Origin of the sequence: uncultured Algibacter sp., from assembly GCF_963976535.1 — a bacterium.
GTDB lineage: Bacteria > Bacteroidota > Bacteroidia > Flavobacteriales > Flavobacteriaceae > Algibacter_B.
Map to the genome: position 1 here is coordinate 24,943 of NZ_CAXBLF010000015.1, position 25,935 is coordinate 50,877.

The following is a 25,935-nucleotide window of genomic DNA, read 5'->3' on the forward strand; positions in this document are numbered from 1 at the left end:
TTTTATATTTTCTTTACTGTAACGGCACCAATCGTATCATAACGAGCAGTTATAAGTAGTAAACTAAAATAATCGTCATTGTCAATTCTCATGTGCTTGCAAACCACTTGTTTATTTGTTCCTTCAGGAAGCATGTTATAGAAAAAGGGGAATAAATAATTTGATTCATATTTCTTGTTACTTTTAGGTAATGTCAAGCTAATTGGAGGTTTGCTATTATCTGCCATCCATATATGGTCATACTCATATACAAAATGACCATTATCCAGCTGAGTTAGTAAGCCAGATTTTTCACCTTTATAATATATTTCAGCTTGTCTCATCAATCAAGTTTTTGAAGATTTTTTACTTGAAGAATGACTTCCAGACCTAATACGTCTGCAATTTTTGTCAATGTTTCTAGAGTAGGATTTGCTTGTCCTCTTTCAATTTTATAAAGCGTATTAACACTTATATTAGCAAGCTCAGCTACTTGTGGCTGCGTAACTCTAAGTGTTTTTCTTCGCTGCTTTATGCTTTTTCCTATCATTTTTATAATTCTATAATGTGATTTTAATGTAAATATATGAAAAACAAACACATAATATGTTAAAAATCATATTTTAATGTGATATTTGAATGTGTTTTATTAGAAGAGCGAGGAATATTACTAAATATCACATTATGATGTGATATTTAGGGCATTGCATACCACGGTTTTGGATAAGACTAGAAGCGTGGTTTAAGTACCTAAATTTAGCAAATAATAACGAATTGAAAACGGTCCGGTCTTTTTAAAACGTCATTGCGAGGAGTAAGCGACGTGGCAATCTGTTAAATTTTAGTAATAACTGTATTTTTAATTCCCTTAGTTTTTAAAAGGATAAATTTATCCTGAGCGGAGACGAAGGGCTGCAATCCCTAACACAGAGACGTATATGGCCATAAAAAGCGATATTCCATACCGTATCACTTAAAAGTGCTGCGGACTTTGATGCCAATAGCCCAAAGCGTCTGTCTACCAAAAAGTAGATTAATGGATATAGCCCAATTAGTGTAGCCATAATGCCTATTAATATCCATGATGCTTTTTTCATTTTACTAATGGCACAAATTAGCGATTAATTTTTTACGGTGTTGGTAAATTTTATTTATTCACTTTAAAGTTGTTTAAATGTTCATAAAATGTTAATAATTACACTTTAAAGTTGTTTAATTTAAGTTTATGCTTATATTTGCAGAGAATTTAACACGTTATATGGCGGATAAATCAATTATAAAATCTTTTTTGCAAGAACTTAAGGCGATTATAAAGTCTTTAGGTATAATCTTCTCCAATCGGCCTAAAAATAGTATTCAGAATCTTGCAGATTTAAGTATTACCGCTAAAATGCGTGAGGAAATAATTTTGAATCTAGAAGTAGAGGATTACAGCGAAGGTCCTTTAGAAGAAACTCAACAAGGAGGAACTGAAATGTGGATTTTCGGAAAGGTAATTAAAGGTCAGCAAGTCTATATTAAATTGACTATTTCGAAAATGACTGGAGGAGCAGTTTGCATCTCTTTTCATAAGGCGGAACATCCAATGGAATTTCCTCTTAAGTAATTAAACTAAAAACAAACAATTATGAAAAGTCCAATCACAGGTAAGGAAATGACCTTACAAATTGAGAAGAGTATTTTGGTTTTTCGAAAAGAAGAATTTGAGTATAATCACAAAAGTTATTTTTGTGAAGATAGTGGCGAGTCATTTACAACCACAGAGTTAGATGAATTTAATTTAAATCAAGTTTATAATCAATATAGAGATAAACATAATGTTCCATTTGCAGAAGAAATAAGAGAATTCAGAGAAAAATACTCTTTTAGCTATGCAGATATAACCAAAATATTGGGTTTAGGTGTTAATAGTTACAGTAATTATGAAAAAGGAGAAGTGCCTAGTTTGGCTAATGCTGCTTTATTAAAAGCGATAATTAATAGTGTAGGAACATTAAAAGGGTTAATAAAAAGTAATAATGAAATTTCAGAATCTCAAAGAGAGAAGTTTTTAAGAAATATAGCCAAAGTCAGAAAGGAAGTAGAACTAAATAAAAGAAAACAAGAATTGATTGACTATGTTTTTGATTATAATTTTTTGCCTGATAATTTTTCAGGATATAAAAAGCCTAATTTTGATAAACTGGTTGAAATGGTGGTGTATTTTACTGAAAGGGTAAGAGTAACTCCCACTAAAATGAATAAACTATTATTTTATTCAGATTTTTTGCATTATAAATTAAATGGTGTTTCAATAAGTGGGACACGTTATTTTGCGCATACACACGGTCCAGTTCCGAAGAAATTTAGAACGTTATTTGATTATCTTTCTGACCAACAAATTGTAGATTTAATTTCGGTACAGTATCCAAGTGGTTTAGTTGGAGAAGAATTTATTAAAATCCCATCAAAAACATTTAAGAGTTCATTGTTTGATAAAGTTGAAATAGATATTTTAGATGAAATTATTTCAAAATTCAAAAAGTACAATGCGCAAGAAATAAGAGAATTAAGTCACGAAGAAAAAGGGTGGATTGACAATGAGAAAAGTAAAGGGTTAATAGATTATAATTATTCGTTTGAACTAATACACGTTTAATTTTTCAAACGTTTGCCAACGGTTTTGTGTATGGTTATTTGAGTTGGCTAAAACTAAATTAGTAAAAGAAAACGAACTTGATTAAAGTCCATAGGTTTTTCGTAAGTAGGCGAGAACTAGCCATTGATTATATAGGTTATTCTACGCAGTTTTATTCTATAAATATAATTAATTATTCCTACTTAAAATCAAAAAATCCTGACAGAAGACTATCGGGATTTTTTTATAATCTTATTTTGGAATGTATAACCTAAAAAATAGTGTGTTAAAACCTATTTTCTAATCACTTTCACATTCATTTCCTCAACATTTTTATCAGAATAGGAGTGAAGGTGCACCAAACAGTAAATCTTCACTAGTTCCTGTTTTTGGGAATGCCATCACTTCTCTAATAGAGGTTTTTTAATTGGCCTTTATATAAAAAGGGTAATCATTTTTTTTAACTACCCTTATTTGCTTATTTAAACTCTATGATTTCTGCTGATAGCGTTGCTGTAATTCTCTTTTTTGTTTCTATGATATCCACAGATACATTAACAAGTGTTCTGCTGCCAATTAATTCTACACCTGCTGCTTTTGCTTCTTCAAGCATTTTTGCTTTAGCTTGAGAAACGATGCCTTGTTTATTCGTTATATTTCCAGTCTTTATTTTCTCGGTAGCTGTACCTGAAAAACTACCCAATACTGTGAAGTTTGAACTTGATAAAATGGTTTGTGTTTGATTATGTTGCTGATAACCACCACTGTGTAAACTTGTTCTACAAGATGAAAATGCCGCAGCAATAATCATAATAAAAATACTTTTTTTCATTTAAAAAATTTAATAAATTTTGCCTACTTCGTTTTTATGTCTTTTTTCGGCTTGTTCAGACTTAATATATATCAAAATAAAGTAATTTTTTGTTACTATTATCTTATAAATATAATTAATTTTTCCTACTTAAAACCAAAAAATCCTGACAGAAAACTATCAGGATTTATTTTATTTTGTAATGGTTTGGCCTACAAATATTTGTAGAAAAAATAATTTATTTTTTCATCACTTTAACATTCATTTCTTCCACCTTTTTATCAGAAAGGAGTGAAGGTGCACCAAAGAGTAAATCTTCACTAGTTCCTGTTTTTGGGAATGCCATTACTTCTCTAATCGAGGCTTTTTTCTCTAAAATCATCATCAATCTATCAACACCCCAAGCAATACCGCCGTGTGGTGGTGCGCCATAATGGAACGCTTTATACATGGTGCCAACACTCTTCATCATTTCGGCTTTATTATAGCCCATGTTTTTGTAAGTGGCTTCCAAAATTTCAGGTTTATGCGCACGCACAGAACCACCGCCAATTTCGTAACCATTCAAGATTAAATCGTATTGTTGCGCGATGATGCTTCCAATGGCGTCCTCTTTACCATTCATGTGTTTTTCAATATTATAAATAGCAGGCATGGAGAATGGATTGTGTGTAAACGTCCAACGGCCTTCGTCTGTTTTTTCAAACATCGGGAAATCAATAACCCAAGCAGGTCTTAATTCCTTCGGATTGATTAAACGGAGCATTTTACCTAATTCTTGTCTTACGGCATCTAAAGCTTTATTTGCAGTTGCATAATCGGCAGCAGAGAAGAATACAATATCGCCAACTTGCGCATGGGTGGTCTTGATAATTCCTGCGGCAATATCTTCGCCTAAAAACTTAATAATGGGCGATTGTAAATCATTTTCATTCACAATAATATAGGCTAAACCACCTAAACCATGTTGTTGTGCTATGGCGGTTAGTTTTTCAATCTGACCTTTAGATAAACGTTTGTTGCCTTGTTCTTCAGCAGAAACTTTAATACATTTTACAATGCCGCCTTCGTCAATAGGTTTACTAAATACTTGGAAGGTGGTATCTTTTACAATAGCTGTAATGTCTTGTAGTTTTAAACCGAAGCGTAAATCTGGACGGTCGCAGCCATAATAATCCATAGCGTCTTTATAGGTAATGATTTCAAACGGATGTAACATCCATTTTTTACCATATATTTTTTGAACAATCGCATTGAACATATTCGTATTCAAATCGATAATTTGTTGCATACTGGCATAGGCCATTTCAATATCTAACTGCGTGAATTCTGGTTGACGATCACCCCGAGAATCTTCATCTCTAAAACAACGTGCTATCTGGAAATACTTTTCATAACCAGAAACCATCAACATTTGCTTGAATTGCTGAGGTGCTTGTGGTAAGGTATAGAACAAACCGGCTTGCTTACGTGTTGGTACGATAAATTCGCGAGCGCCTTCATCAGTCCCTGCGCTTAAAATTGGGGTTTCTATTTCAAGGAACTCTTGCGCGTCTAAAATATCACGCATCATTTTGATGACTTTGTGGCGATTTACAATCACACGACGGACATCATCATTACGGTGGTCTAAATATTTATATTGGAAACGAACATTTTCATTGGTTTTTGTCGCTCGTTTTATTTCAAAAGGTAAGGTTTTAGAAAGGTTTAGGATTTCTAAATCTTTGGCTTCTAATTCAATTTTACCGGTTCTTAAAGCGGCATTATAATCATCTTCCTTACGTTGTACAATGGTTCCAGAAACTGTAATAACCGATTCTGGTTTCAATTTCACTAACTCATCTAAATTAGCAAACGATTCTCTGCTTAATCGCACTTGGAATACTTGTGTGCTGGAGTCGCGTAAATCGATAAAAATCAATTCGCCATGGTCGCGCACACTAGACACCCAACCAGAAAACGTAACGCTTTCGTTGATGCTGTCATCTGAAATATCTGAAATGACATGGGTTCTGTATTCTTCCTTTATGATTAATGGAATTTCGGGTAGAACTTCTTCTGTTTTGGTTGTTGGTTGTTGAGGTGTTTGTTGTTTAGTTGTACTTCCGTCTTCGGTCTTCAGTCCTCCGTCCTCTCCAGCCAGAGCTGCAAGAATCCCTTCTCTGATCACTTTTCCTGAAGCGCCTTTTCCAATGATCGCAATGACTTTTCCAACTAGAATACCCGCTTTTCCTTGGTTTCCAGATTGGATATCGATAGCGATGGCTTCATTTTCTGCAATCACTTTAACAATAACATCTTTTATTTGAGATTCTGAAATGGTGTTATCTTCAAAATACTGATTGTAATCAAAACTTCGGTCTTTTAAATAAGACGTTATCGCATTTTGAACTAATACCGATGTGATTTTTTCATCTTTAAAAAGCTGAAAAATTTCAGTTAAATGTTCAACGCGATGGATTTCTGTATATTCATCGGCAGCTATATTATTGACTAATGTTTTAGCAACAAAAGACGGGTCTTTAATTTCGTTATTAATCGCAATAAACGTTTCTGAACGTAAGGAATCTGCTGTAAAGAACTTAGCATCTTGCGGCAACACGCCACCTTTTATTAAAATGGATTCTACGGCGAAAGGCAAGGTGCTTAAATCGACATCAATAGATTCCACCACATTTTTTATACTTACAAAAGGTAAATCGGGCTCCGATATAAAGCGGTAATCGGCTTCAAATTCCTTTTTACGCATGGTTTTGGTTTGCTTCAATTCAGCGTCCCATAAAACCGTGGTTTGGTCTGGTCTAAATGATTTGTTTACTAAGAAATAGTTGAGTTGTTTTTCAACTTCTTCTTTTAAGGCATCGACCATAAACTTAAACGAGTTCAAGTTTTTTATTTCGGTACGTGGGTTTAAACTGTATTCGCGTTTTTTACGAAGTGATACCGATACATCCGATTTGAATTCCCCTTTTTCAAGGTTAGCTTCAGAGACGCCTATATTCTGAACAATACGATGAATGTATTGCGCGTATGTTGAAACATCTTCTATATGACGAATGCAAGGTTCGGTAACAATTTCTATTAAAGGCACACCAGCTTTATTAAAATCGACTAGCGAGATTTTTTTCTCGTGCATCAATTTTGCAGCATCTTCCTCAATATGTACTTGCGTTAGATTCACCGTAAACTGACTTCCATCATTTCGGTAACAAGAGACTTGCCCGTCAGGAATCACCGGGTTATGAAACTGTGTAATTTGTATATTTTTTGGGTTATCTGGATATTCATAATGCTTTCTATCCCAAGAAATCACTTCATTTCCGAAAGTTGATCTCACCGCTTTCCCGAAGTAAATAGCCTTTGTAATAGCTTCTTTGTTAATGGCTGGTAAAACGCCCATTTGTCCTGTACACACCGAACAGATATTTTGATTTGGCGTTTCGATTTCTTGATTGGCGCAAGAGCAAAATAATTTTGATTTGGTGTTTAATCGCACGTGCGTTTCCACGCCGATTACTAACTCTAATTCATGCTTTTTAAGCAGCTCGTTTAATTGTTCCAGTTTCATCTGCTTATTTTATTTTTTTAGAGGTCAGATGCAATATCCAAATAGAGATACTTGGTTCGATTGACAATTTTGTTAATGGATATTTCATTATATCGTGTCTTTTAAGAAGTTAGCAAACTTCAAAACGAGTTCGTCATTATTTTTTGCTGCCGTAATTTGTAAACCTGTTGCTGTGCCTTGGGGGACAGTAAGCGTTGGTAATTGCCCTAAGCTAAAACCAACCGTATACACATCAGATAAATACATAGCCAATGGGTCTTTTAAACTATCGCCAATTTTAGGTGGCGTATTTGGTGTTACTGGAGAAAGGATGATATCAACTTCCTTAAAATCATTTTCGAAATTTTCAGAAATTTGATCTCTAAGGTTTAAGCCTTTTAAATAAATTTCATCTGAAAACCCTTGAGATAATACTTGGTTTCCACCAACAATTCTGCGTTTTGTTTCTTCTGAAAAATTCTCAGAGCGTGTTACCGCATAGGTGTCTTTTAAGTTATCGCCTTCAATACGATTGCCGTAATTCGTGCCATCTAATCGTGATAGGTTAGAGGCGGTTTCAGCCATCGCTAAGGTATAGTATGTTGATACTAAAGTTTCAGACTCAAAGAAATCTAAAGCTTTTATTTGAATGCCTTTGGCTTTTATTTTTTCGATAGCTGCTAAGAAATCTGATTTGATTTTGGCATCAATCGCATCTGTTTCTATAAAATTTTTGAAGTATCCTACGGTTTTAATTTCTTTCGAAGTTAAAATGTCATTCTGAGCTATTTCCGCGGAAGCGTACGCAGTTTGATCTTTAACATCTTTTCCACTCATCGCATTTAAAACAATTCTGATATCTTCGATAGATTTTGCAATAGGGCCAACACAGTCGGTAGATGATGCGTAAGCCATTAATCCGTAGCGTGAAATACGTCCGTAAGTGGGTTTTAAACCATACGCATTATTATAACCTGCAGGCTGACGAACAGAACCACCAGTGTCGCCACCAATGGAAAAAACCGTGTAATCTTTAGCAACGTTAACCGCTGAACCGCCACTTGAACCACCACCAACTAAATCGGGATTTATAGCATTTTTAACCGCGCCAAAAATGGTGTTTTCACTAGACGACCCATGACCAAAACTATCGCAGTTTTCTTTTACTAAAGGTATAGCGCCAGCATCCAATAATTTTTGAATGGCAGTTGCGGTGTATGCCGATTTGTAATTTTTAAGTAAATCTGAACTTGCCGTGGTGTACGTGCCTTGCACCATGTAAACATCTTTTATTCCAAACGGAATACCTTCCAGTAAACCAATAGTCTCACCATTGGCTATTTTAGCATCTACTTTGGCTGCTAAATCGAGTGCCGACGTATCCAATAAAGAATTTACGGTGTTGTTCGTGTTCTGCTTTAAAGCGTCTAATTTTTCTTGGACTAAGACTGTACAAGTGATTTCTTTGTTCACCAATTGTTGATGAATTTTATGTATTTGAGAGTCCATAATTATTCTTCTATGATTTTAGAAACAACCAGAAAACCATTCTTTTCTTTCGGAAAGTTTTCAATAATGATTTGCTTTTCAATTTGTGGGCTATCAATTACCACATCTTCTCTTAAACTATCTAAAGACACGGCATGATCATGATTATTATTAAAAGCATTATTATTTGTCGTGTTAGCGTTTTTAATCACTTCAAATAATTTGTTCACCGCCTCTGATGGCTGCGCTCCTTTAATACTCGACAAGATATCGACGGTCATAATTTTACTCATGTCTTCATTTTTAAATTAAAATAATTCCCCGATAACTCTGTTTCGGGTTTTCCAAATTCACTTCCCTTTTGGGGAGGTCGAAATTACCATTTAGCAATTTCGGGTGGGGCAGAATATAAAATTTCTGTTTTTTGCTCTATGAACAAAATGAAACTGTTAAAAAATCTAAATGACTTAACGTTTAGAATAGTCCGTTTCAAGAAATTTTTTATTCAAAAAAAAGCCTTCCAAATTTGGAAGGCTTTATATATTTTTAAACAATAACCTTCCTGTCCTATAAATTAGGATTATTGAAATTATTATTATTGTTATTTTTTGTCATTGTTATTTTAACGAGTTCAAATATATGTAGAATAAATATACTACACACTATTTTTGGGGATATCCTATTAGGTATTGTCAAATTATTAAAAAAGCTAAAGTTAATTTAGAAGTTTAGTAGCTTAATTACTGTAATTGCTTATTTATGTTTAATGTATTCTTTTTTACAGCTCCCTTAACCTCTCCTTTTTAGGAGGGAAACTGTTGCTTTTAAAAAAGCACATAAGAGTTTCCCTTCTAGTAAGAGGGGATTAAGGGGTGTGTTTTTTTGCAAGGTTTTGGAGCCTTTGTAGATGTGTTAGGCTCTAGTTTAAAAGAGTGTTGATATAGTACTTGAACGCTTGATCTTTATGCTTTTGGATAATTTGTTTTACGTTTCAATCATCCAAAGTCCTTTAAAAATAAATAGTTCCAAAGTCATACCAATGTTAAACTAGGGCCATGTGTTATTCCAATTTGGAAAGACCTACAAGGTTTTTAAAACCTTGCAGGTCGCTAATTGTTGTTGGAAAAACTTTAAAACAAGAGCTAAAAAAATGAGTTCTAAGAAGTTTTTTGTTTTTGCTACTTTTAGGACTAGATAAAAAAGAGTGAAATCAATTTTAAGCTTATTTTTAGATGATTTAAGCCATTTTTAAGTAATTAACAATTGTTGATAATTATTAAATCAACTCGCTGAAATGCTTTTTAACGGCTTCAGTATTTCGTATATTTGTTTGTATCACATTGTCCCGATATACGGGATTTTTTTGTGCTAATATTTTATTGTGAATAAGTTGCTGGCAAAAACTATAGCAAACTGAAAATGATGATTGGATTGATGATTGATTTTAGTATAAAAGTGCGTTAGGGATTGCAGTGAAACATTTATGTTCATGAATTCATTAATATAAAATAGAAAGGCATGAATAAAAGCCCACAGCGACCTTTTAGGTGCGAGGACTTGTAACGGAAAGCCCGACCCCTTTTCGGGGTAACGCCCAAATAATTTTTGTGGTGTTTTGAAAAATAAATAATAGAAATAAACAATTATAAATAATATGAGCGAACCAAAAGAAGAATTTAACAAACATAATTATTCAGCAGATAGTATTCAGGCTTTAGAAGGCATGGAGCATGTACGTATGCGTCCATCCATGTATATTGGTGATGTAGGTACAAGAGGTTTACACCATTTAGTTTATGAGGTTGTAGATAACTCTATTGATGAAGCTTTAGCAGGACATTGTAACAATATTACTGTTATTATAAATGAAGATAATTCTATTACTACGGAAGATGATGGTCGTGGTATTCCTGTAGATTTACACAAGAAAGAAGGTGTTTCGGCGCTTGAGGTTGTTATGACTAAAATTGGGGCAGGAGGTAAATTCGATAAAGATTCTTATAAAGTATCTGGTGGTCTGCACGGTGTTGGTGTAAGTTGTGTGAATGCTTTGTCTGAGCATTTAAGAGCAACGGTTTATAGAGATGGCAAAATATACGAACAAGAATACGAACGTGGTAAATCCATGTATCCTGTAAAACAGATTGGAGAAACTGATAAAAGAGGGACAACAGTAACATTTAGACCAGATTCAACCATATTTACCCTAACGCTAGAGTATAGCTATGATACTTTGGCGAGTCGTTTACGTGAATTAGCTTATTTGAATAAAGGTATTACTGTTCATTTAGTTGATAAAAGACATGTAAAAGAAGATGGGGAATTTGAAGGAGAAACATTCCATTCTACTGAAGGTTTAAAAGAATTTATCCAGTATTTAGATGCTACTAGAGACCCTTTAATGAAAGATGTGATTGCTTTTGAAGGTGAAAAAAATGGGGTTCCAGTTGAGGTTGCTATGATTTATAACACATCTTATGCTGAAAACTTACATTCTTATGTTAATAACATTAATACACATGAAGGAGGTACGCACTTGTCTGGTTTCCGTCGTGGATTGACACATACCTTAAAAAAGTATGCAGATGAATCGGGCATGTTAGACAAATTGAAGTTTGATATTGCAGGTGATGATTTCCGTGAAGGCTTAACAGCTATTATTTCTGTAAAAGTTCAAGAACCACAATTTGAAGGTCAAACAAAAACGAAATTAGGTAACAGAGAAGTTTCTGCAGCGGTAAGTCAATCTGTTTCAGAAATGCTAACCGATTATTTAGAAGAAAATCCAGACGATGCTAAAATCATTGTTCAGAAAGTAATACTTGCAGCTCAAGCACGTCATGCAGCACAAAAAGCTCGTGAAATGGTGCAACGTAAAACCGTAATGAGTATTGGTGGATTGCCAGGAAAATTATCAGATTGTTCTGAGCAAGATCCATCCAAATGCGAAATATATTTAGTCGAGGGAGATTCGGCAGGTGGAACGGCAAAGCAAGGTCGTGATAGAGCATTTCAAGCTATTTTACCTTTACGTGGTAAAATTTTGAATGTTGAAAAAGCGATGACTCATAAGGTTTTTGAAAATGAAGAGATTAAAAATATCTTTACAGCTTTAGGAGTTACCATCGGAACAGAAGAAGATAGTAAAGCACTTAACCTTTCAAAATTAAGATACCACAAAATCGTAATCATGTGTGATGCCGATATTGATGGTTCGCATATTGAAACTTTAATTCTAACATTCTTTTTTAGATATATGAAAGAATTAATAGAGAATGGTCATATTTATATAGCAACGCCACCTTTATTTTTGGTTAAAAAAGGAGCTAAAAAGCAGTATGCTTGGAATGATGATGAACGTTTAGCATTAATGGAACAATATGGAGATGGCACAAAAATTCAACGTTATAAAGGTCTTGGAGAAATGAATGCATCTCAACTTTGGGATACAACCATGAACCCAGAATTTAGAACATTACGCCAAATATATGTAGAAAATGGAGCAGAAGCAGATCGCGTATTCTCGATGTTAATGGGCGATGAGGTTCCACCGCGAAGAGAGTTTATTGAGAAAAATGCTATTTATGCAAATATTGATGCATAAATAAATATTTTCAGTAAATTGAAATAGCCTTTATATCTTAGATATAGAGGCTGTTTTTTTGTTTTACAGCAAAATAAAACCGACTAAAAGCATTTTATTACGATAAAATGTTGTATTGTGTGATTTTTTTCCTATGTTTGTAAAACCAAATTTGTAATAATGAAACATTCATAACTAAAGACTAGATACACAAAGGTCTGATTATATGAATGTTACATAATGACCTATAAAAAACAATATATATAGACAGATGAAAAAGTTAATCCTACTTTTGTTACTTGGTTTAGTAACTACGATTTCAAAAGCACAAGAATTAGAAAGTATTTTACTTGCATCTGGTGATGCTGAAAATTTAACCAGAGCTTATATTAACCCTGCAATGAAGGGATTAATATATGGCATGAATAGTGGCTGGTATCATACGGCTAAGGTTCATAAAAAACTTGGGTTTGATATTTCAATCGGACTTAATGCTTCAATTGTACCCTCTAAAGATGAACTAATAAATTTGTCAGCTTTAGGATTATCAAGTAATATAGGATTTGCTCCAGGAACAACAACACCAACAGTTGCAGGTACGGGAGACGGAGCTAATTTAACCGTTGATACTACAGTTGATGGAAATGCTGTAAGTGCTTCGTTTACTATGCCTTCAGGAATTAGTGATGATTTACCGCTAAAAGCAGTTCCTACACCAGCTGTTCAGTTAAGTTTAGGATTGCCTTATAAATTTGATGTGATGTTGCGCTTAGTGCCTAGTGTAGGTGACAATGACGTTAAAGGAGAATTATTTGGTTTAGGCCTTAAAAAAGAAATAACAAGTTTATTTGGTCCTTTAGATAAATTACCATTACATGTTTCTGTATTGGCAGCATATACATCAATGAATGTAGATTATACTATTGATGGTAATGCAATTGCAGGTCAGAATCAGAGTGCTGCTTTTAAATTGAATTCATATACAGTTCAAGCAATTGGCTCTTTAAACTTTCCAATTATAAATATTTATGGAGGTTTTGGTTATACAGGGGGTAATTCAACATTAAAAATGTTAGGGACTTACGATTTAGAGTATAGTAATGGTGGTACAACAGTTGTAGATACTGTAACTGATCCTTTAAATTTAGATTTTGATGCAAGTGGTTTTAGAACCACAATCGGAGCCAGATTAAGTTTAGGGTTCTTCAAAATTTTTGGTGATTATACATTACAGGAATATAATACATTTTCTGCTGGAATAGCGTTTAGCTTTAGGTAGGGAATTTGAAAATAATAATTGTTTAGTTTTAGTTAGTTATATTTAATTTTTGTTTGAAAAGCACAGGATTTTGTCCTGTGCTTTTTTCATTTACAGTGTTTTAATTCGTAATTTTGCATGACTTAAATCATGAAATTTTTAGCTTAAAATCCTGAATTTTGTGCTTTAAATATCGATAACGAATAATTAAATAATAAATCAAATGAAAGTAACAGTTGTAGGAGCAGGAGCAGTAGGCGCAAGTTGTGCAGAGTATATTGCTATTAAAGACTTCGCTTCAGAAGTTGTATTGTTAGACATTAAAGAAGGTTATGCCGAAGGAAAAGCCATGGATTTAATGCAATGTGCATCATTAAATGGTTTTGATACTAAAATTACTGGTGTAACAAACGATTATAGCAAAACAGCAAATAGTAATATTTGTGTTATAACTTCTGGTATTCCACGTAAACCAGGTATGACACGTGAAGAATTAATTGGGATTAATGCTGGTATTGTAAAGGCCGTATCTTCAAGCTTAATAGAACACTCCCCAAATACGGTGTTAATTGTTGTAAGTAACCCTATGGATACGATGACATATTTAGCACACAAATCAACTAACCTACCAAAAAATAGAATTATAGGAATGGGTGGAGCATTAGATTCTGCTCGTTTTAAATTTAGATTAGCTGAAGCCTTAGGAGCTCCAATAAGTGATGTAGATGGCATGGTAGTTGGCGGACACAGTGATACAGGGATGGTGCCACTAGCAAGTCAAGCAACTAGAAATAGTATTAAAGTTACTGAGTTTTTAAGCAAAGAACGTTTAGAACAAGTAGTTGAAGACACTAAAGTTGGAGGTGCAACACTTACCAAATTATTAGGAACTTCAGCATGGTATGCTCCAGGAGCTGCAGTAAGCGCTTTAGTTCAGGCAATTGCTTGCGACCAAAAGAAAATGTTCCCATGTTCTACATTCTTAGAAGGTGAATATGGATTACATGATATTTGTATTGGTGTTCCTGTAATTTTAGGAAAAAACGGTATTGAGAAAATAGTTGATATTCCTTTAAGTGCTGCTGAAAAAGCACACATGCAAGCTAGTGCAGAAGGTGTTAAAAAGACTAATGCATTATTAGACGTGTAATAAAACATTTTTTTTTACCTCTCCTTTGGAGAGGTCATAATTGATTTTTGTCAATTATGGGTGAGGAAATAGATATTTAATTGAGGCTGTCTGAAAAGTTTTTCGAGTTGTCAGTTTGAGCATTAACGAGGTCAAAATGAATTTTGAACGAAGGTAGCTTACGAAGTAAGTCAAAAACGTTATAATCTTGATTTCCAATGCATTTCGACTGCGCTCAATGTGACAATTTACTCCAAAATTGACTTTTCAGACAGCCTCACTTCTTTATACTCAAAGCAAATAGGATTTAGGAAATTTATAGGCAGATAGTTTTTTGTTTGTCAAGGCAAAATTTTCAATCATAACCTTAGTTCTGTTTTAAAATTTTAACGAAGAGAAAGAGAAAAATAGCAAGTAAAAAAATCGAAAACCTATTTGTTTTGAGTATATTTGGCGCATGATTGCAAGATGGTGCATTAGTGTTTTAATTTTTAGCCTTACCTTATTTGGTGTTGTTTCTCAACAACACATTTTGGTGCCTAATCAAGAAATTGTATTGCAGTTTGAAGATGTTGACTTAACATCTAAACAAACTGAAAATACAGTAGCGATTGTAAAACAGCAATTGCAAGATATAGGTGCTGAAAACATTCAAGTACTTTCACTAGAAAACGGGACATTAAAAATCACATATTACAGTGATACCGAAGTTGCTATTATTAAAGAAACGTTTTCTGAAGAAAATAATTTAGTAATTCATCTAACATCTCCGTCTCAAGATGAAGACTCATCAAACTTTCCGTTTGAAGAATCAAATATCAGTTATAATCTTGACGTCTACGAAATACAAAACGGACATGATACTGGATGGGGCTTTGATGGTGCCATTGGTTTAGAATTTGAGCCGAAAAGCGATCGTTTTTTAGATCCAAATTATCCATCAATTGAACATATTGGATATCAATATGAAGATTACTTAATACAAGTTGCTTATAAAACTCGTAGAGAAATCACGATACAAATAAGTGACCCACTTCACACCATACCGGAAGTTAGAGCGGGGCCCATTTGCTAAAGGGTTGCATACCTTGTTTTTTTGATGTAAATATGATGACGTCAATAAAACACGGCTATTTTATAAACAACCTAAACACTTTCATAGTTCTATTTTAGATCTCATTATTAATGACGAATCTATAAAAATCATAATTAAAAAATAAAATTGTCAAATCATACGGTAAATTCTATATTTGCTCGCCCGAAAATTTTCAGGGTTAAAAATTTGACGTAAAAAAGTATAACATGCAAAACAAAGGATTAGTAAAACTATTTGCTATTTTGTTTGGTTTGGTAAGTCTTTACCAATTATCATTCACATTCACAGCAAATCAAATTGAAAATGAGGCGCAAGAAATTGCGATTACTAAAATCTCTGAATCAGAAGAAAATTATCGCGCACTTCGAAGTCAAGAAGAGGCTAATTATCTTCAAGAAAAAGGAACCGATACAGTATACAATATTGGTATAGCAAAATTCACTTATAACGAAGTGAAACAAAAAGCAATGAACCTTGGGCTTGATTTAAAAGGTGGTATTAATGTAATTCTTCAAGTATCCGTAAAAGATATCTTAAAAGGATTAGCAAATAACACTACTGACCCAGTGTTTAATAAAGCTTTAGAAGATGCTTCTGAGCTTCAAAAAAACAGTCAAAGTACGTATTTAGAAGATTTCTTTTCAGCTTTTGATGCGATTAAAGGAGATACAAAATTAGCATCTCCGGATATATTTTATACCAGAGAACTTGATGGTGAGATTGATGGTAGTATGACTGATAATGATGTTAAAAGTATTATTGAAACTAAAATAGACGAATCTATCGTTTCTGCTTTTGAAGTATTACGTAAGCGTATTGATGAGTTTGGTGTAACATCACCAAACATTCAACGTTTAGGGAACTCTGGGCGTATATTAGTGGAATTACCAGGTGTTAAAGATGTTGAGCGTGCTAAAAGTTTATTACAAAGTACGGCACAATTAGAGTTTTGGGATGCTTATAAAGGTGAACAATTCTATCAATTTATAAATCAAGCAAACGAAGTTTTAAAGGATATTGTTAAATCTGAAGATGATGTAGAAATTGAGCCTCAAGATGAAGAAAATGCCCAAAGCGATCAAATTGATGATTTATTAGGTGATGCAGAAACAGATTCTACGGCAGTTGAAGAAAACAATCCACTTGGTAAGTTAATTAGAGGTTTTGGATATCAAGGTGGCCCAATCATAGGTACGTTTGAAATTAAAGATAAAGAAACAGTTTTAGATTACTTAAACAGACCAGAAGTTAGAGCATTACTTCCTGCGGAACAACGTTATGCAAAGTTTGTTTTTGGTAAGCCAGAAAAGGATAGCGAAGTAGTAGATTTATACGCTTTAATTGGTAACAGAGAAAATGTACCTCAATTAAGTGGTGCAGTAGTAACTGATGCTAGAAACCAATTCGGTCCAACAGGAAAGTCTGAGGTATCTATGCAAATGAATGCTAAAGGTGCTAAAATCTGGGAAGAAATGACTGGTAAAGCATACACGCAAGGCAGTCAAATTGCTATTGTTTTAGATAATGTTGTGTATTCTGCTCCGGGTGTAACAACAGGTCCAATTGCTGGTGGTAATTCTTCTATTTCTGGAAACTTCTCATTAAATGAGGCCATAGATTTAGCTAATGTATTACGTGCTGGTAAATTACCTGCATCGGCAGATATTATCCAAAGTGAGGTTGTAGGACCGTCTTTAGGTAAAGAAGCTATTGAAAGTGGTACCATGTCATTCTTAATCGCATTAGTATTAGTATTACTTTGGATGATTTTTTACTATGGAAAAGCAGGTGGTTTTGCAGATCTTGCCATGTTATTAAACCTCTTGTTAATCTTCGGTATTTTATCAGGGTTAGGTGCTGTGTTAACCTTACCGGGAATTGCGGGTATTGTATTAACCATTGGTATGTCGGTGGATGCTAACGTGCTAATCTTTGAGCGTATTCGAGAAGAATTAGCCAAAGGAAAAGGACAGCTTGAAGCTATTAGAGACGGATTTAGTAACGCCTTGTCATCTATTTTAGATGCCAACGTTACTACAGGTTTAACTGCATTAATCTTATTCATTTTTGGAACAGGCCCAATTAAAGGTTTCGCAACTACTTTATTAATTGGTATTGCAACATCTTTATTTACAGCTATTTTTATCACCAGATTACTAATCGATTGGTATGCTAACCGTGGCGGGAAATTAGAGTTCTCAACCGGGATTACTAAAAACTTATTTAGAAATATCAATATTGAGTTTTTAAAGAAACGTAAAGTAGCATATATCATTTCTGGAGCCTTAATTCTTTTAAGTTTAGGCTCGTTAATTACAAACGGATTAAACCAAGGTGTCGATTTTGTTGGAGGTAGAACCTATCAAGTGCGTTTTGCGCAAGATATTAGTGCTTCTGAAATTACCGACCTATTATCACAACCAGAAGTTTTTGGTAGTGCAGATGCAAAAACCTTCGGAGATGCTAACCAGTTAAAAATCACAACCAAGTATAAAGTAAACGAATCTGGAGCAGAGATAGATGAAGAAATTAGAAACTCTCTTTACCAAGCTTTAGTGCCGCATTTAGAAGGGATTACGTATGAGCAATTCATCGATTTAAATGATGAAAACAAACAAGTTGGTTTACTAGAATCATACAAAGTAACACCAACCATTGCAGATGATATCAAACAAGCATCATTCTGGGCAATTTTAGGCTCATTAATTGTGGTATTCCTTTATATCTTAATTCGTTTTAAGAAATGGCAGTACTCATTAGGTGCTGTTGCAGCGGTGTTCCACGATGTATTAATCGTATTAGGGGTATTCTCTTTAACGTACAAATTTATGCCATTTAACATGGAAGTAAACCAAGCGTTCATCGCAGCAATACTAACAGTTATTGGTTACTCATTGAATGATACGGTGGTCGTATTCGATAGAATTCGTGAGTTCTTCAACGAGCACACCTCTTGGAAGTTCGATAAAGTAGTAAATACATCATTAAGCAGTACATTAAGTAGAACCTTAAACACCTCATTAACAACATTAGTCGTGTTGCTAGCCATCTTCATTTTTGGTGGCGATTCTATCAGAGGCTTTATGTTTGCCTTAATAGTAGGTGTTATTGTAGGTACGTATTCATCATTATTTATTGCAACACCAATAATGTATGATACTGTAAATAAATTAGAAGAAAAAAAGAAGAAAGACTAAATCAAATTTTTCTTTGTAAAGAGCCTATTAACTTATGTTGATAGGCTTTTTTTAGTACATGACAAAAATTTAGAATTAAACTATAAACCGCACAGATATAGCATATTACGGCTTTTTCGTTATGTAGATATCACAGGTTCTTATAACCTGTGAAGTCTTTGTTTTATCCTGAAAATTGCGAGTAGTTTATTTCTCAAAATTAATTTTTGTCATATACTTAAGCTTTTTTTATGGAATATATGGCATTGAGAAGGAGGGACGATTATGGTAATCTGTTTGATTATTTTTTGGGCATTACCACTCCCGATAGCTATCCGGATTTGCTGTGGACTTTTCACTCCAATCCCTAACGCAACATGTTTGTGTGTTTTACGTTTTTAGAAACTAGCTTTTATTTTGTTTTATCGAATATTTTCTACCATTTAAAAATTTTCCAACAAAAGAACCTCTTACTAAAAAGTGATAGCTTACAAAGCAAATAAATGTTGTTAGAGAGAGAACAATTAAAAACTTAATTATTGCAGGAAATGGTAAGTTCCAAATAAATGCAGGAATGATTGCTGTTAACGGTAAATGGATTAAATAAACCCAATAAGAAGCATCAGAGATGTACCGCATGCGTTCAGAATGATTACTACCATATCTAATAAAAAGACCTGTAATGCCAAATGTAAAAAGCCATACTATAATGGCATTTAAAAGCATTATTAATTCAGAACTCAAATATTGACTCATCATAGTCTTAGAATCCCAGTTTTGGGTAATTATACCTTGTGTGGTTGCAATTAGTATAGCTAAAATTAAAGATGTCCAATCATAGCGCATCATGGTGTTCAAAAGAGGTTTTGATTTAAATAAAATCCAGCCAGTTATATAGAAAAAAAAGTAAAAAAGAAATGTGTTTAAATCTGGTGATAGATAAACAGATGCTTCTACCATTGAAGTTCCCATAAATAGATATATAATAAACGTTATCCCAGAAAAAAACAAAATACGTAATATTGGTTTCTGAATTAACCAATTGAAGGCACTCGTTATTCTATTCGTAAACGTGTTTGATTTTTTTAGCAATAATGCTAATGTGGCAGCAGCAATTGTTATGAGTAGCAAATAATAAAGAAACCATAAATGAAATGTCGATGTAGGCAAAAAATCAGAAAGCGTTGATAATGATTCCATGGCTTTTCCAAAAGGATTAATATTTTCAGAAAAAACGGCTTCTGTATAACCAAATGTAAATATAATTGTTGGCCACAGTATAAATAGAAAAACGATAAACGGATAACCTATTCGAGATATTCTATTTTTTATCATTCCAAAAGGCTTTCTTTCATAAAATAACATAGAACCAAAAAATCCTGCAACTAGGAAAAAAACAGACATTCTAAAAAAATGTATTAAGAAAACAATAGAGTCAGTTGCCATATTTGTAGACTCAGGGTCTTTTAATGACCAAGTATTTCCATGATTTGTAACATTATAGGTAAGAGCAGAATGCAAAACTAATCCCAATAACATCATTATGGCTCTTAATGAGTCTAATGCGTGTATGCGTTCAGTTTTGGTTGATTTTCGTTTCAATTATTAATGTTAAATCAGAAGCAATGAATTATAAATATGGATTTCGGTAGTTTATACTATTCAATTCTTTTTAAGATTAATCGAATTTGTCCCATATGATTTGCTTGATGTTCCATGACATGATACCAAGCCCAATAGTTATTCATATGACTTCCACTTACCATAGATTCTAGCCATTTATCATCTTTTGTTTTCAATAATCTTAAGGTCTCTTTTCTTACATCATCCCATATATCGAGATAATATTTTATTGGCATATTTTTAATGACTTCTTGAGCTTTTTCTCCCAAATTTAATGCGACTTCCCACCTCGCTTTTTCTTCTTTATTAAACCCTCTATTTTCAAACGTATAAACTTGGTAGTACCTTTCGGTAGCTGCTAAATGAAGAATAAGAGATCCGATTCTATTAGCTTTTTCATCTAATAGGAAATCAGTTTCACCATCTGTTAAATTTGTTACGCTATTAGTAACTCTTCTTTTCAAATCTTCTAACATAGAAACTGTAGTTCCAATTTGTGGCGAATAACCTTGAGGTGATTCAATTATATTCTGCCCATTTAATGAGAAAACATTTAATAAAACAAGCGTTACTGATAGTTTAAGAATGTGGATAATAGAATACTTCATTTTTTTTAAATTTTAATTGCTTACAACATTGTTAGTCTTTGGTTATTTTAATTTTTTTTTTTGGATTTCAAATATTTCACGATGTAGTTAATGTGCTTTTTAGTGACAATTTTTCTTTTATTGCACAAGCTGTCTTAGTGATGGCTAAACCGCCTTTACCAGTACATTTATTACAAGTAGGCATTTGTTTACTAACTGATGATACAGTCTCAATGACTTCATTTAAAGGTATAAGTGCATTATAACCAGCACAAGCCATAGTTGCTGATGACAATGCATTAACTGCTGCACTTACATTTTTTCCTAAACATGGTGCCTCAACACGATCTGCTATTGGGTCGCAAATTAATCCAATCATATTCTGAATGGCCATGGAAGCTGCGTCAATGCCTTGTTTAGCTCTACCACCAAACAATTGCACTATTCCAGCTGCTGCCATTCCAGCTGATGCACCACATTCAACTTGGCAACCATGTTCCTCAGCAGAAAAACCAGGACCTTGAGCAAAATAAACGCCAACAATTCCTGTTGCAAAATAAGCTTGAATCAATTCATCATGAGAGGCGTTTATGTCATCAGCAACTGCTCTCAATACACCTCCTGCAACACCACAAGAACCAGCTGTTGGGTTTGCAACAACAACTTCCATAGCGCTTTTAGATTCCATAATAGCTGATACATTAGCTATGATTTTATTGACAATAGAATTTTCTAGGATTTTCCTTTTCTTTTGAGCATTATCAATTAAATGTGATTGTTGAGGTAAAATTCGGTCTTCATAATTGGTGCCTGCTAAGCCTGTTTTAATACTATTTTCTATAATTTCAACTAGGCTTTTCATTTTATCAATGACTAGATAATTGTCTAATCCACTCTGGCTTTTTTCATATGGTAAACCAAGAGCTCCTAGGTCAAGATTTTCCTGTTCTGCATATTCTAAAAGAGAGGCTATAGTTGTAAAAAGTAATTCAGATTCATTTCCTGAAATAATTGGTAATACTGGTTTTATAATTATTATTTCATCAAAAGGTATGGTATCATTCAATTTAATAATGACTTCTTTTGAAATTTCCTTTGAGAATTTAATGTTTATTAAACGCTTGTCAATATTAAAAGACTCTGAAATGGATTTGTTTTCTGTAAATAATAATGAAACGTCTTTTAAAAGAATGTCTTTAGGAACACCCTTTAGAAGTAATTCATAATACCCTCCATTAATGCTTACTTTAAAACCATCTATGTCTTGAATTTCAAAAGAGCCACCTCCAATTGATATGGCTGTGACTTGCGTTTGTTTTCCATGAGCTCCTTCTAATGCTAACCTAAATGTGTTTACATGGTTGGTTTTAAAGGTATTTATTTCATAAAGGATTGATATTCCTTTTTCTTTAGCTATTTGTTCCGTATTCTTTATTTGATCATCAGTCATGTCTATTCCTAATAATCCACCTTCAATACCAATTGTGGTGCCTTGATCTCTATAGTTAGGTGCCCAAGCGCCATCTTTGTCAAAATCAATAATAGCTTTTGTTAGAGGTTCATTTAAAATATCCAAGCATATTTTAGCTGCGCGCCATGATGCGGCTGTATGAGAACTAGACGGGCCTCTCATAATTGGTCCAATGACATCATTAAAAATCCCTGGTCTATTTTTCATAATTCTTGTTGTAAATAAATGATAATAACACTTTTAAAATTCAATAAAACTTGATTAATAAATAAAATTAGTAGCGTTGATTACTAAAACCCCTAATAGTTGTTCTACTTCAAATAGTTTAAGATATTTAACTAATACGACCTCAAATTCCTGTTTGCCTATTAATTAGTTTTTAATAATAATGGCTAACATGTTCGTAAATGATTAGTTGCGTTGCGTACTAAGTTAACAAAAAGAAAGAAACCCATTGTTCAGCAGTTAGGATTTTCCAAAATAAAAATCAGATACAATGAAATAAGCACGTTGTGGTGATCTGGCTTTTCATTCTTAAAAATTCAAAAGTAAGAAGTATAAAGTGGTGCTACAAATTGCCGCAATTGGTAAAGTTAAGAGCCACGATAATAGGATGTTTCTTATCACTTTTAAGTCAGCCTTTTTTGTAACGGTTCCTATTCCAAAAATAGAGCCTACAGATACGTGAGTTGTTGATACAGGTAATCCATGAATACTAGCTGTGGTAACTAATAATCCAGTAACTAAATTTGCAGTAAACCCTTGACCACTATTCATAGGAGTGATTTTTTTACTTATCATTTCTCCTGCTTTTTTTGCGTTTAATAAGCCTCCAATTGCCATGGCTAATGCAACAGCAATCATTCCCCATTTAATGTCTAGTGCATTAATGACTATAAGTAGTCCAACAATTTTTGGAGTATCATTTAATCCTCTTGCAAAACTCACAATTCCAGCACTTAAAAAATGAGCAAAATCAAGCATTTTTTGCGAATTTATACCAATGAAATTTCCTTTATAAATTTCAATACATTCGTTTTCGTTCAATACTCGGATAGTCTTGGAAGATAGAGTTTCAACAGTTATGTATTTGTTACTATGGGCCATTTTAACGAGGGGAATTTTTTCAGTTCCAACGCATAAACAGGTCTCTTTGGTAACACCTAGTAGTTTTCGTATTTCTCGGGAAAATAAGATAAGCTAAGAAACTAGCTACCGCTGCCAAACAAAGTCGCGACGCCTTTAAAATTATCATTTGCACCATTACTATATGCGAGAAAACAAGCTGCTAAAAAAAGGAGAAATAAAATCATTAAGTTGTGTTAAAAATCTTTGATTGAATACTTTTAATAGTCGAAGTGAAAGCGTATAAATTACAATGAAAATATTTTAGGATGGGTTACGCTTTTGTAAAACGTTTTTATATTTTTTGTTGTGTAAAAATCCGCAAGGATTTTCTGTTGTAAACCGAAGATAGTAAAAGCACGAGTAATTTTATATAGGAAATTGAGACGTAACAACACAAGCAACTAACTTTGTTTAAGCTAAAACAGCAATTTTTTATATATAAAATCGTCTTAGTTATTCGTTCTTTTCTCAAATTTTATTTTTCTAACTCCGTGGTTTGTATCCCATTGTTTAACTTCTATAAAACCAAATTTCTCATATAGTTTAGTAGCTGGTCCATTGTTTAGCCCAGTTTCAACGACGAATAATTTTGAATCAAATGTATCTAAAACAAATTTCATTAACTTATTTGCTATTCCTTGTCTGAAAAAGAGTGGATTCACGACTAAGCTTCTTATATGTGTGGAGCCATTATTCTGTTTAATTTCAATCACGCCAACTATTTCTTCATTTTTCAAGTAACCGAAAAAATCTGTACTACTTTTTACATAATTTTCAAGAGGTCTTTTTAAAGGAGGAAAGTCGGTGGCATTTAAAATTTTTGCTTCTACTTTATATGATGCTTGAAAAACCAAACGTATTTTTTTAGATATTTCTATCTCATTATTTTGGAGTTTCTCTATCATTTTTCAACAGGTTATTTTAATTAAGTACAACGTGTTATATGCAAACAAATATATAAAATCACTTCTATTTTAAAGGGTTAACAGGGCTTTACGCCTATGGTAATAGTTACTTAGATAGGTTGATGAATTTAATACTATCTCCAACCGAAAGGCGCCAAATATCAACTAAACCTGCATTAACTTCTAAAACGTATTTGGCAGATGCATTTGAGGGTAAAGAAGATTCATCAAAGGGTTTCGCATTCTTTTGAAAACTAACTATCTTACTATTAGCGTTTATGTAAATAAGGTCCAAAGGAATTTTTGTGTTCTTCATATAAAAGAAACGCTCGGTTTCATCATCAAAAACAAAAAGCATCCCCTGGTTGTTTTCCATAGAGTTTCTATACATCAATCCCGTTTGGATATCAAAATCCGTATCTGCAATTTCAATGTTTAAAGACACTTTTGTAGAATCTGAAGCATTGAAAACGGTAAGTTCACCTTCTTTGGTAAAAGTGACTTCAGTTTGCTTAATCACTTTTTTCTTCTCCTTACAGCTAATAAAAAACAAACTAAAGGATAAAGTGGTTAGCAAGGTTAACCGTTTGAATAACATTTTATTTAGTCGCAGTTTTGGATTTGTAAACAAACATAAAATAGAATCCTATTAAAACAAAAGGAATACTTAACCATTGCCCAGTATTTAAACTAAACCAATTAATATATTCGTCACCTTGCGGTTCTTTAGTGAATTCTATAAAGAAACGAATCGTCCAAAGGAGCACTAAAAACAAGCCGAATAAAAACCCTGGTTGATCTTTTTTTGTGGTTTTTGAATAAAAATACCATAAAATTAAAAACACAAAAATATAGAAAAACGACTCATAAAGTTGTGATGGATGTCTATAAGGAACAGCATCTAACAAATTTTGAAATTGCGGATTTTCCGTTACCGCATTATAAGCTTTTTGAACATCTTTAATGCCAGTACGTTGTACAATTTCACTTTTATAATATTGGTCTTGAATAAAACGAACTCCTAGAGGAAAATCTCCAGACGCTTTTCCAATAATTTCTGAATTAATAAAGTTGCCTATTCTAATAAAAATTGCTCCTGAAGCCACAGGAATAACTACTCTATCTAAAATCCAAAGTATAGATTTGTACTTATATTTTCTTCTGTAAAGATACATACCAATGATAATACCAATGGCAGCACCATGACTCGCAAGCCCTTGAAAACCTGTAAATTCTAATTTTGGATTTGTGCGAATTGGAAGAAAAATACTTAGAAAATCTTCACCAATTAATTCAGATTGATAAAACAACACATGCCCTAGTCTTGCCCCAAGCATGGTAGCTAAAACGGTATATATAAATAACGGATCTAAATAATCTATAGAAATTTTTTCTTTAGTAAAAATGCGTTTCATAATATACCAACCCAATATAAAGGCAACCACCCACATCATGCTATAAAAGTGAAGTTTAAAAAAGCCAATGTCTATTCCTGTTATCGGGTTCCAGTCAAATTTTAATAGTTGCATAGGTT

General features: G+C 33.2%; 20 protein-coding genes. 7 read left to right on the forward strand and 13 right to left on the reverse strand.

The window, feature by feature from the left end; translation table 11 throughout:
- Window positions 1–2: 2 nt before the first annotated feature.
- Both AAC024_RS06350 and AAC024_RS06355 read right to left on the reverse strand, forming a co-directional pair.
- A complete protein-coding gene (locus AAC024_RS06350) occupies window positions 3–323 on the reverse strand; it encodes a HipA N-terminal domain-containing protein (RefSeq protein ID WP_339894398.1) in 321 nt (106 codons plus the stop codon).
- Window positions 323–529, reverse strand: coding sequence for a helix-turn-helix transcriptional regulator (locus tag AAC024_RS06355; RefSeq protein ID WP_339894400.1), 207 nt, complete (start codon window positions 527–529; stop codon window positions 323–325). The genes AAC024_RS06350 and AAC024_RS06355 overlap by 1 nt, the downstream gene beginning before the upstream one ends.
- Window positions 530–1,237: 708 nt before the next feature.
- Between AAC024_RS06355 and AAC024_RS06360 the strand changes: the two genes are divergently transcribed.
- The gene (locus AAC024_RS06360; RefSeq protein WP_339894401.1) at window positions 1,238–1,585 is read left to right on the forward strand and encodes a hypothetical protein; all 348 of its coding nucleotides are present in this window, start codon (window positions 1,238–1,240) and stop codon (window positions 1,583–1,585) included.
- 21 nt (window positions 1,586–1,606) lie between these two features.
- Window positions 1,607–2,617: a type II toxin-antitoxin system antitoxin SocA domain-containing protein gene (locus AAC024_RS06365; RefSeq protein WP_339894402.1), complete on the forward strand. Its 1,011-nt coding sequence runs from the start codon at window positions 1,607–1,609 to the stop codon at window positions 2,615–2,617.
- 457 nt (window positions 2,618–3,074) lie between these two features.
- Here the strand turns inward: AAC024_RS06365 and AAC024_RS06370 are convergent, their stop codons facing one another.
- The 4 genes from AAC024_RS06370 to AAC024_RS06385 all read right to left on the reverse strand — a co-directional run bounded on the left by AAC024_RS06370 (window position 3,075) and on the right by AAC024_RS06385 (window position 8,738).
- The gene (locus tag AAC024_RS06370; RefSeq protein ID WP_339894404.1) at window positions 3,075–3,428 is read right to left on the reverse strand and encodes a DUF6567 family protein; all 354 of its coding nucleotides are present in this window, start codon (window positions 3,426–3,428) and stop codon (window positions 3,075–3,077) included.
- Window positions 3,429–3,645: 217 nt separating this feature from the next.
- Entirely contained in the window at window positions 3,646–6,978 is a 3,333-nt protein-coding gene (gene gatB/aspS, locus AAC024_RS06375; protein WP_339894405.1) for a bifunctional amidotransferase subunit GatB/aspartate--tRNA ligase AspS, read from the reverse strand.
- A gap of 87 nt (window positions 6,979–7,065) precedes the next feature.
- Window positions 7,066–8,466: an amidase family protein gene (locus tag AAC024_RS06380; RefSeq protein WP_339894407.1), complete on the reverse strand. Its 1,401-nt coding sequence runs from the start codon at window positions 8,464–8,466 to the stop codon at window positions 7,066–7,068.
- 2 nt (window positions 8,467–8,468) lie between these two features.
- On the reverse strand, window positions 8,469–8,738 hold the full coding sequence (locus AAC024_RS06385) for a hypothetical protein (protein ID WP_339894409.1): 270 nt from the start codon (window positions 8,736–8,738) through the stop codon (window positions 8,469–8,471).
- 1,361 nt (window positions 8,739–10,099) lie between these two features.
- Between AAC024_RS06385 and gyrB the strand changes: the two genes are divergently transcribed.
- From gyrB to secDF, 5 genes are all read left to right on the forward strand, one after another.
- A complete protein-coding gene (gyrB, locus tag AAC024_RS06390; protein WP_339894411.1) occupies window positions 10,100–12,049 on the forward strand; it encodes a DNA topoisomerase (ATP-hydrolyzing) subunit B in 1,950 nt (649 codons plus the stop codon).
- A gap of 250 nt (window positions 12,050–12,299) precedes the next feature.
- Complete coding sequence (locus tag AAC024_RS06395; protein ID WP_339894413.1) at window positions 12,300–13,307, forward strand: DUF6588 family protein; 1,008 nt, start codon at window positions 12,300–12,302, stop codon at window positions 13,305–13,307.
- 202 nt (window positions 13,308–13,509) lie between these two features.
- Entirely contained in the window at window positions 13,510–14,436 is a 927-nt protein-coding gene (gene mdh, locus AAC024_RS06400; RefSeq protein ID WP_339894415.1) for a malate dehydrogenase, read from the forward strand.
- Window positions 14,437–14,872: 436 nt separating this feature from the next.
- Window positions 14,873–15,490, forward strand: coding sequence for a hypothetical protein (locus tag AAC024_RS06405; protein ID WP_339894416.1), 618 nt, complete (start codon window positions 14,873–14,875; stop codon window positions 15,488–15,490).
- A 227-nt stretch (window positions 15,491–15,717) separates the two neighbouring features.
- Window positions 15,718–18,708 (forward strand): protein translocase subunit SecDF, encoded by a 2,991-nt coding sequence (secDF, locus tag AAC024_RS06410; protein ID WP_339894417.1) that lies wholly within the window; start codon window positions 15,718–15,720, stop codon window positions 18,706–18,708.
- A 384-nt stretch (window positions 18,709–19,092) separates the two neighbouring features.
- On the opposite strand, the gene AAC024_RS06415 is transcribed toward secDF, so the two are convergent.
- The 7 genes from AAC024_RS06415 to lgt form a co-directional block, all read right to left on the reverse strand.
- Window positions 19,093–20,289 (reverse strand): acyltransferase family protein, encoded by a 1,197-nt coding sequence (locus AAC024_RS06415; protein WP_339894419.1) that lies wholly within the window; start codon window positions 20,287–20,289, stop codon window positions 19,093–19,095.
- A 56-nt stretch (window positions 20,290–20,345) separates the two neighbouring features.
- Window positions 20,346–20,918 carry a DUF664 domain-containing protein gene (locus AAC024_RS06420; protein WP_339894420.1) on the reverse strand — a complete coding sequence of 191 codons (573 nt, stop codon included), beginning with the start codon at window positions 20,916–20,918 and terminating at the stop codon, window positions 20,346–20,348.
- A gap of 76 nt (window positions 20,919–20,994) precedes the next feature.
- Window positions 20,995–22,575, reverse strand: coding sequence for an L-serine ammonia-lyase, iron-sulfur-dependent, subunit alpha (locus tag AAC024_RS06425; protein ID WP_339894422.1), 1,581 nt, complete (start codon window positions 22,573–22,575; stop codon window positions 20,995–20,997).
- 327 nt (window positions 22,576–22,902) lie between these two features.
- Window positions 22,903–23,475: an inorganic phosphate transporter gene (locus AAC024_RS06430; RefSeq protein ID WP_339894424.1), complete on the reverse strand. Its 573-nt coding sequence runs from the start codon at window positions 23,473–23,475 to the stop codon at window positions 22,903–22,905.
- A gap of 470 nt (window positions 23,476–23,945) precedes the next feature.
- Window positions 23,946–24,401 carry a GNAT family N-acetyltransferase gene (locus AAC024_RS06435; protein ID WP_339894426.1) on the reverse strand — a complete coding sequence of 152 codons (456 nt, stop codon included), beginning with the start codon at window positions 24,399–24,401 and terminating at the stop codon, window positions 23,946–23,948.
- A 106-nt stretch (window positions 24,402–24,507) separates the two neighbouring features.
- Window positions 24,508–24,921 (reverse strand): DUF192 domain-containing protein, encoded by a 414-nt coding sequence (locus AAC024_RS06440; RefSeq protein WP_339894427.1) that lies wholly within the window; start codon window positions 24,919–24,921, stop codon window positions 24,508–24,510.
- A 79-nt stretch (window positions 24,922–25,000) separates the two neighbouring features.
- On the reverse strand, window positions 25,001–25,930 hold the full coding sequence (gene lgt / locus AAC024_RS06445; RefSeq protein WP_339894429.1) for a prolipoprotein diacylglyceryl transferase: 930 nt from the start codon (window positions 25,928–25,930) through the stop codon (window positions 25,001–25,003).
- Between the last annotated feature and the right edge of the window lie 5 nt (window positions 25,931–25,935).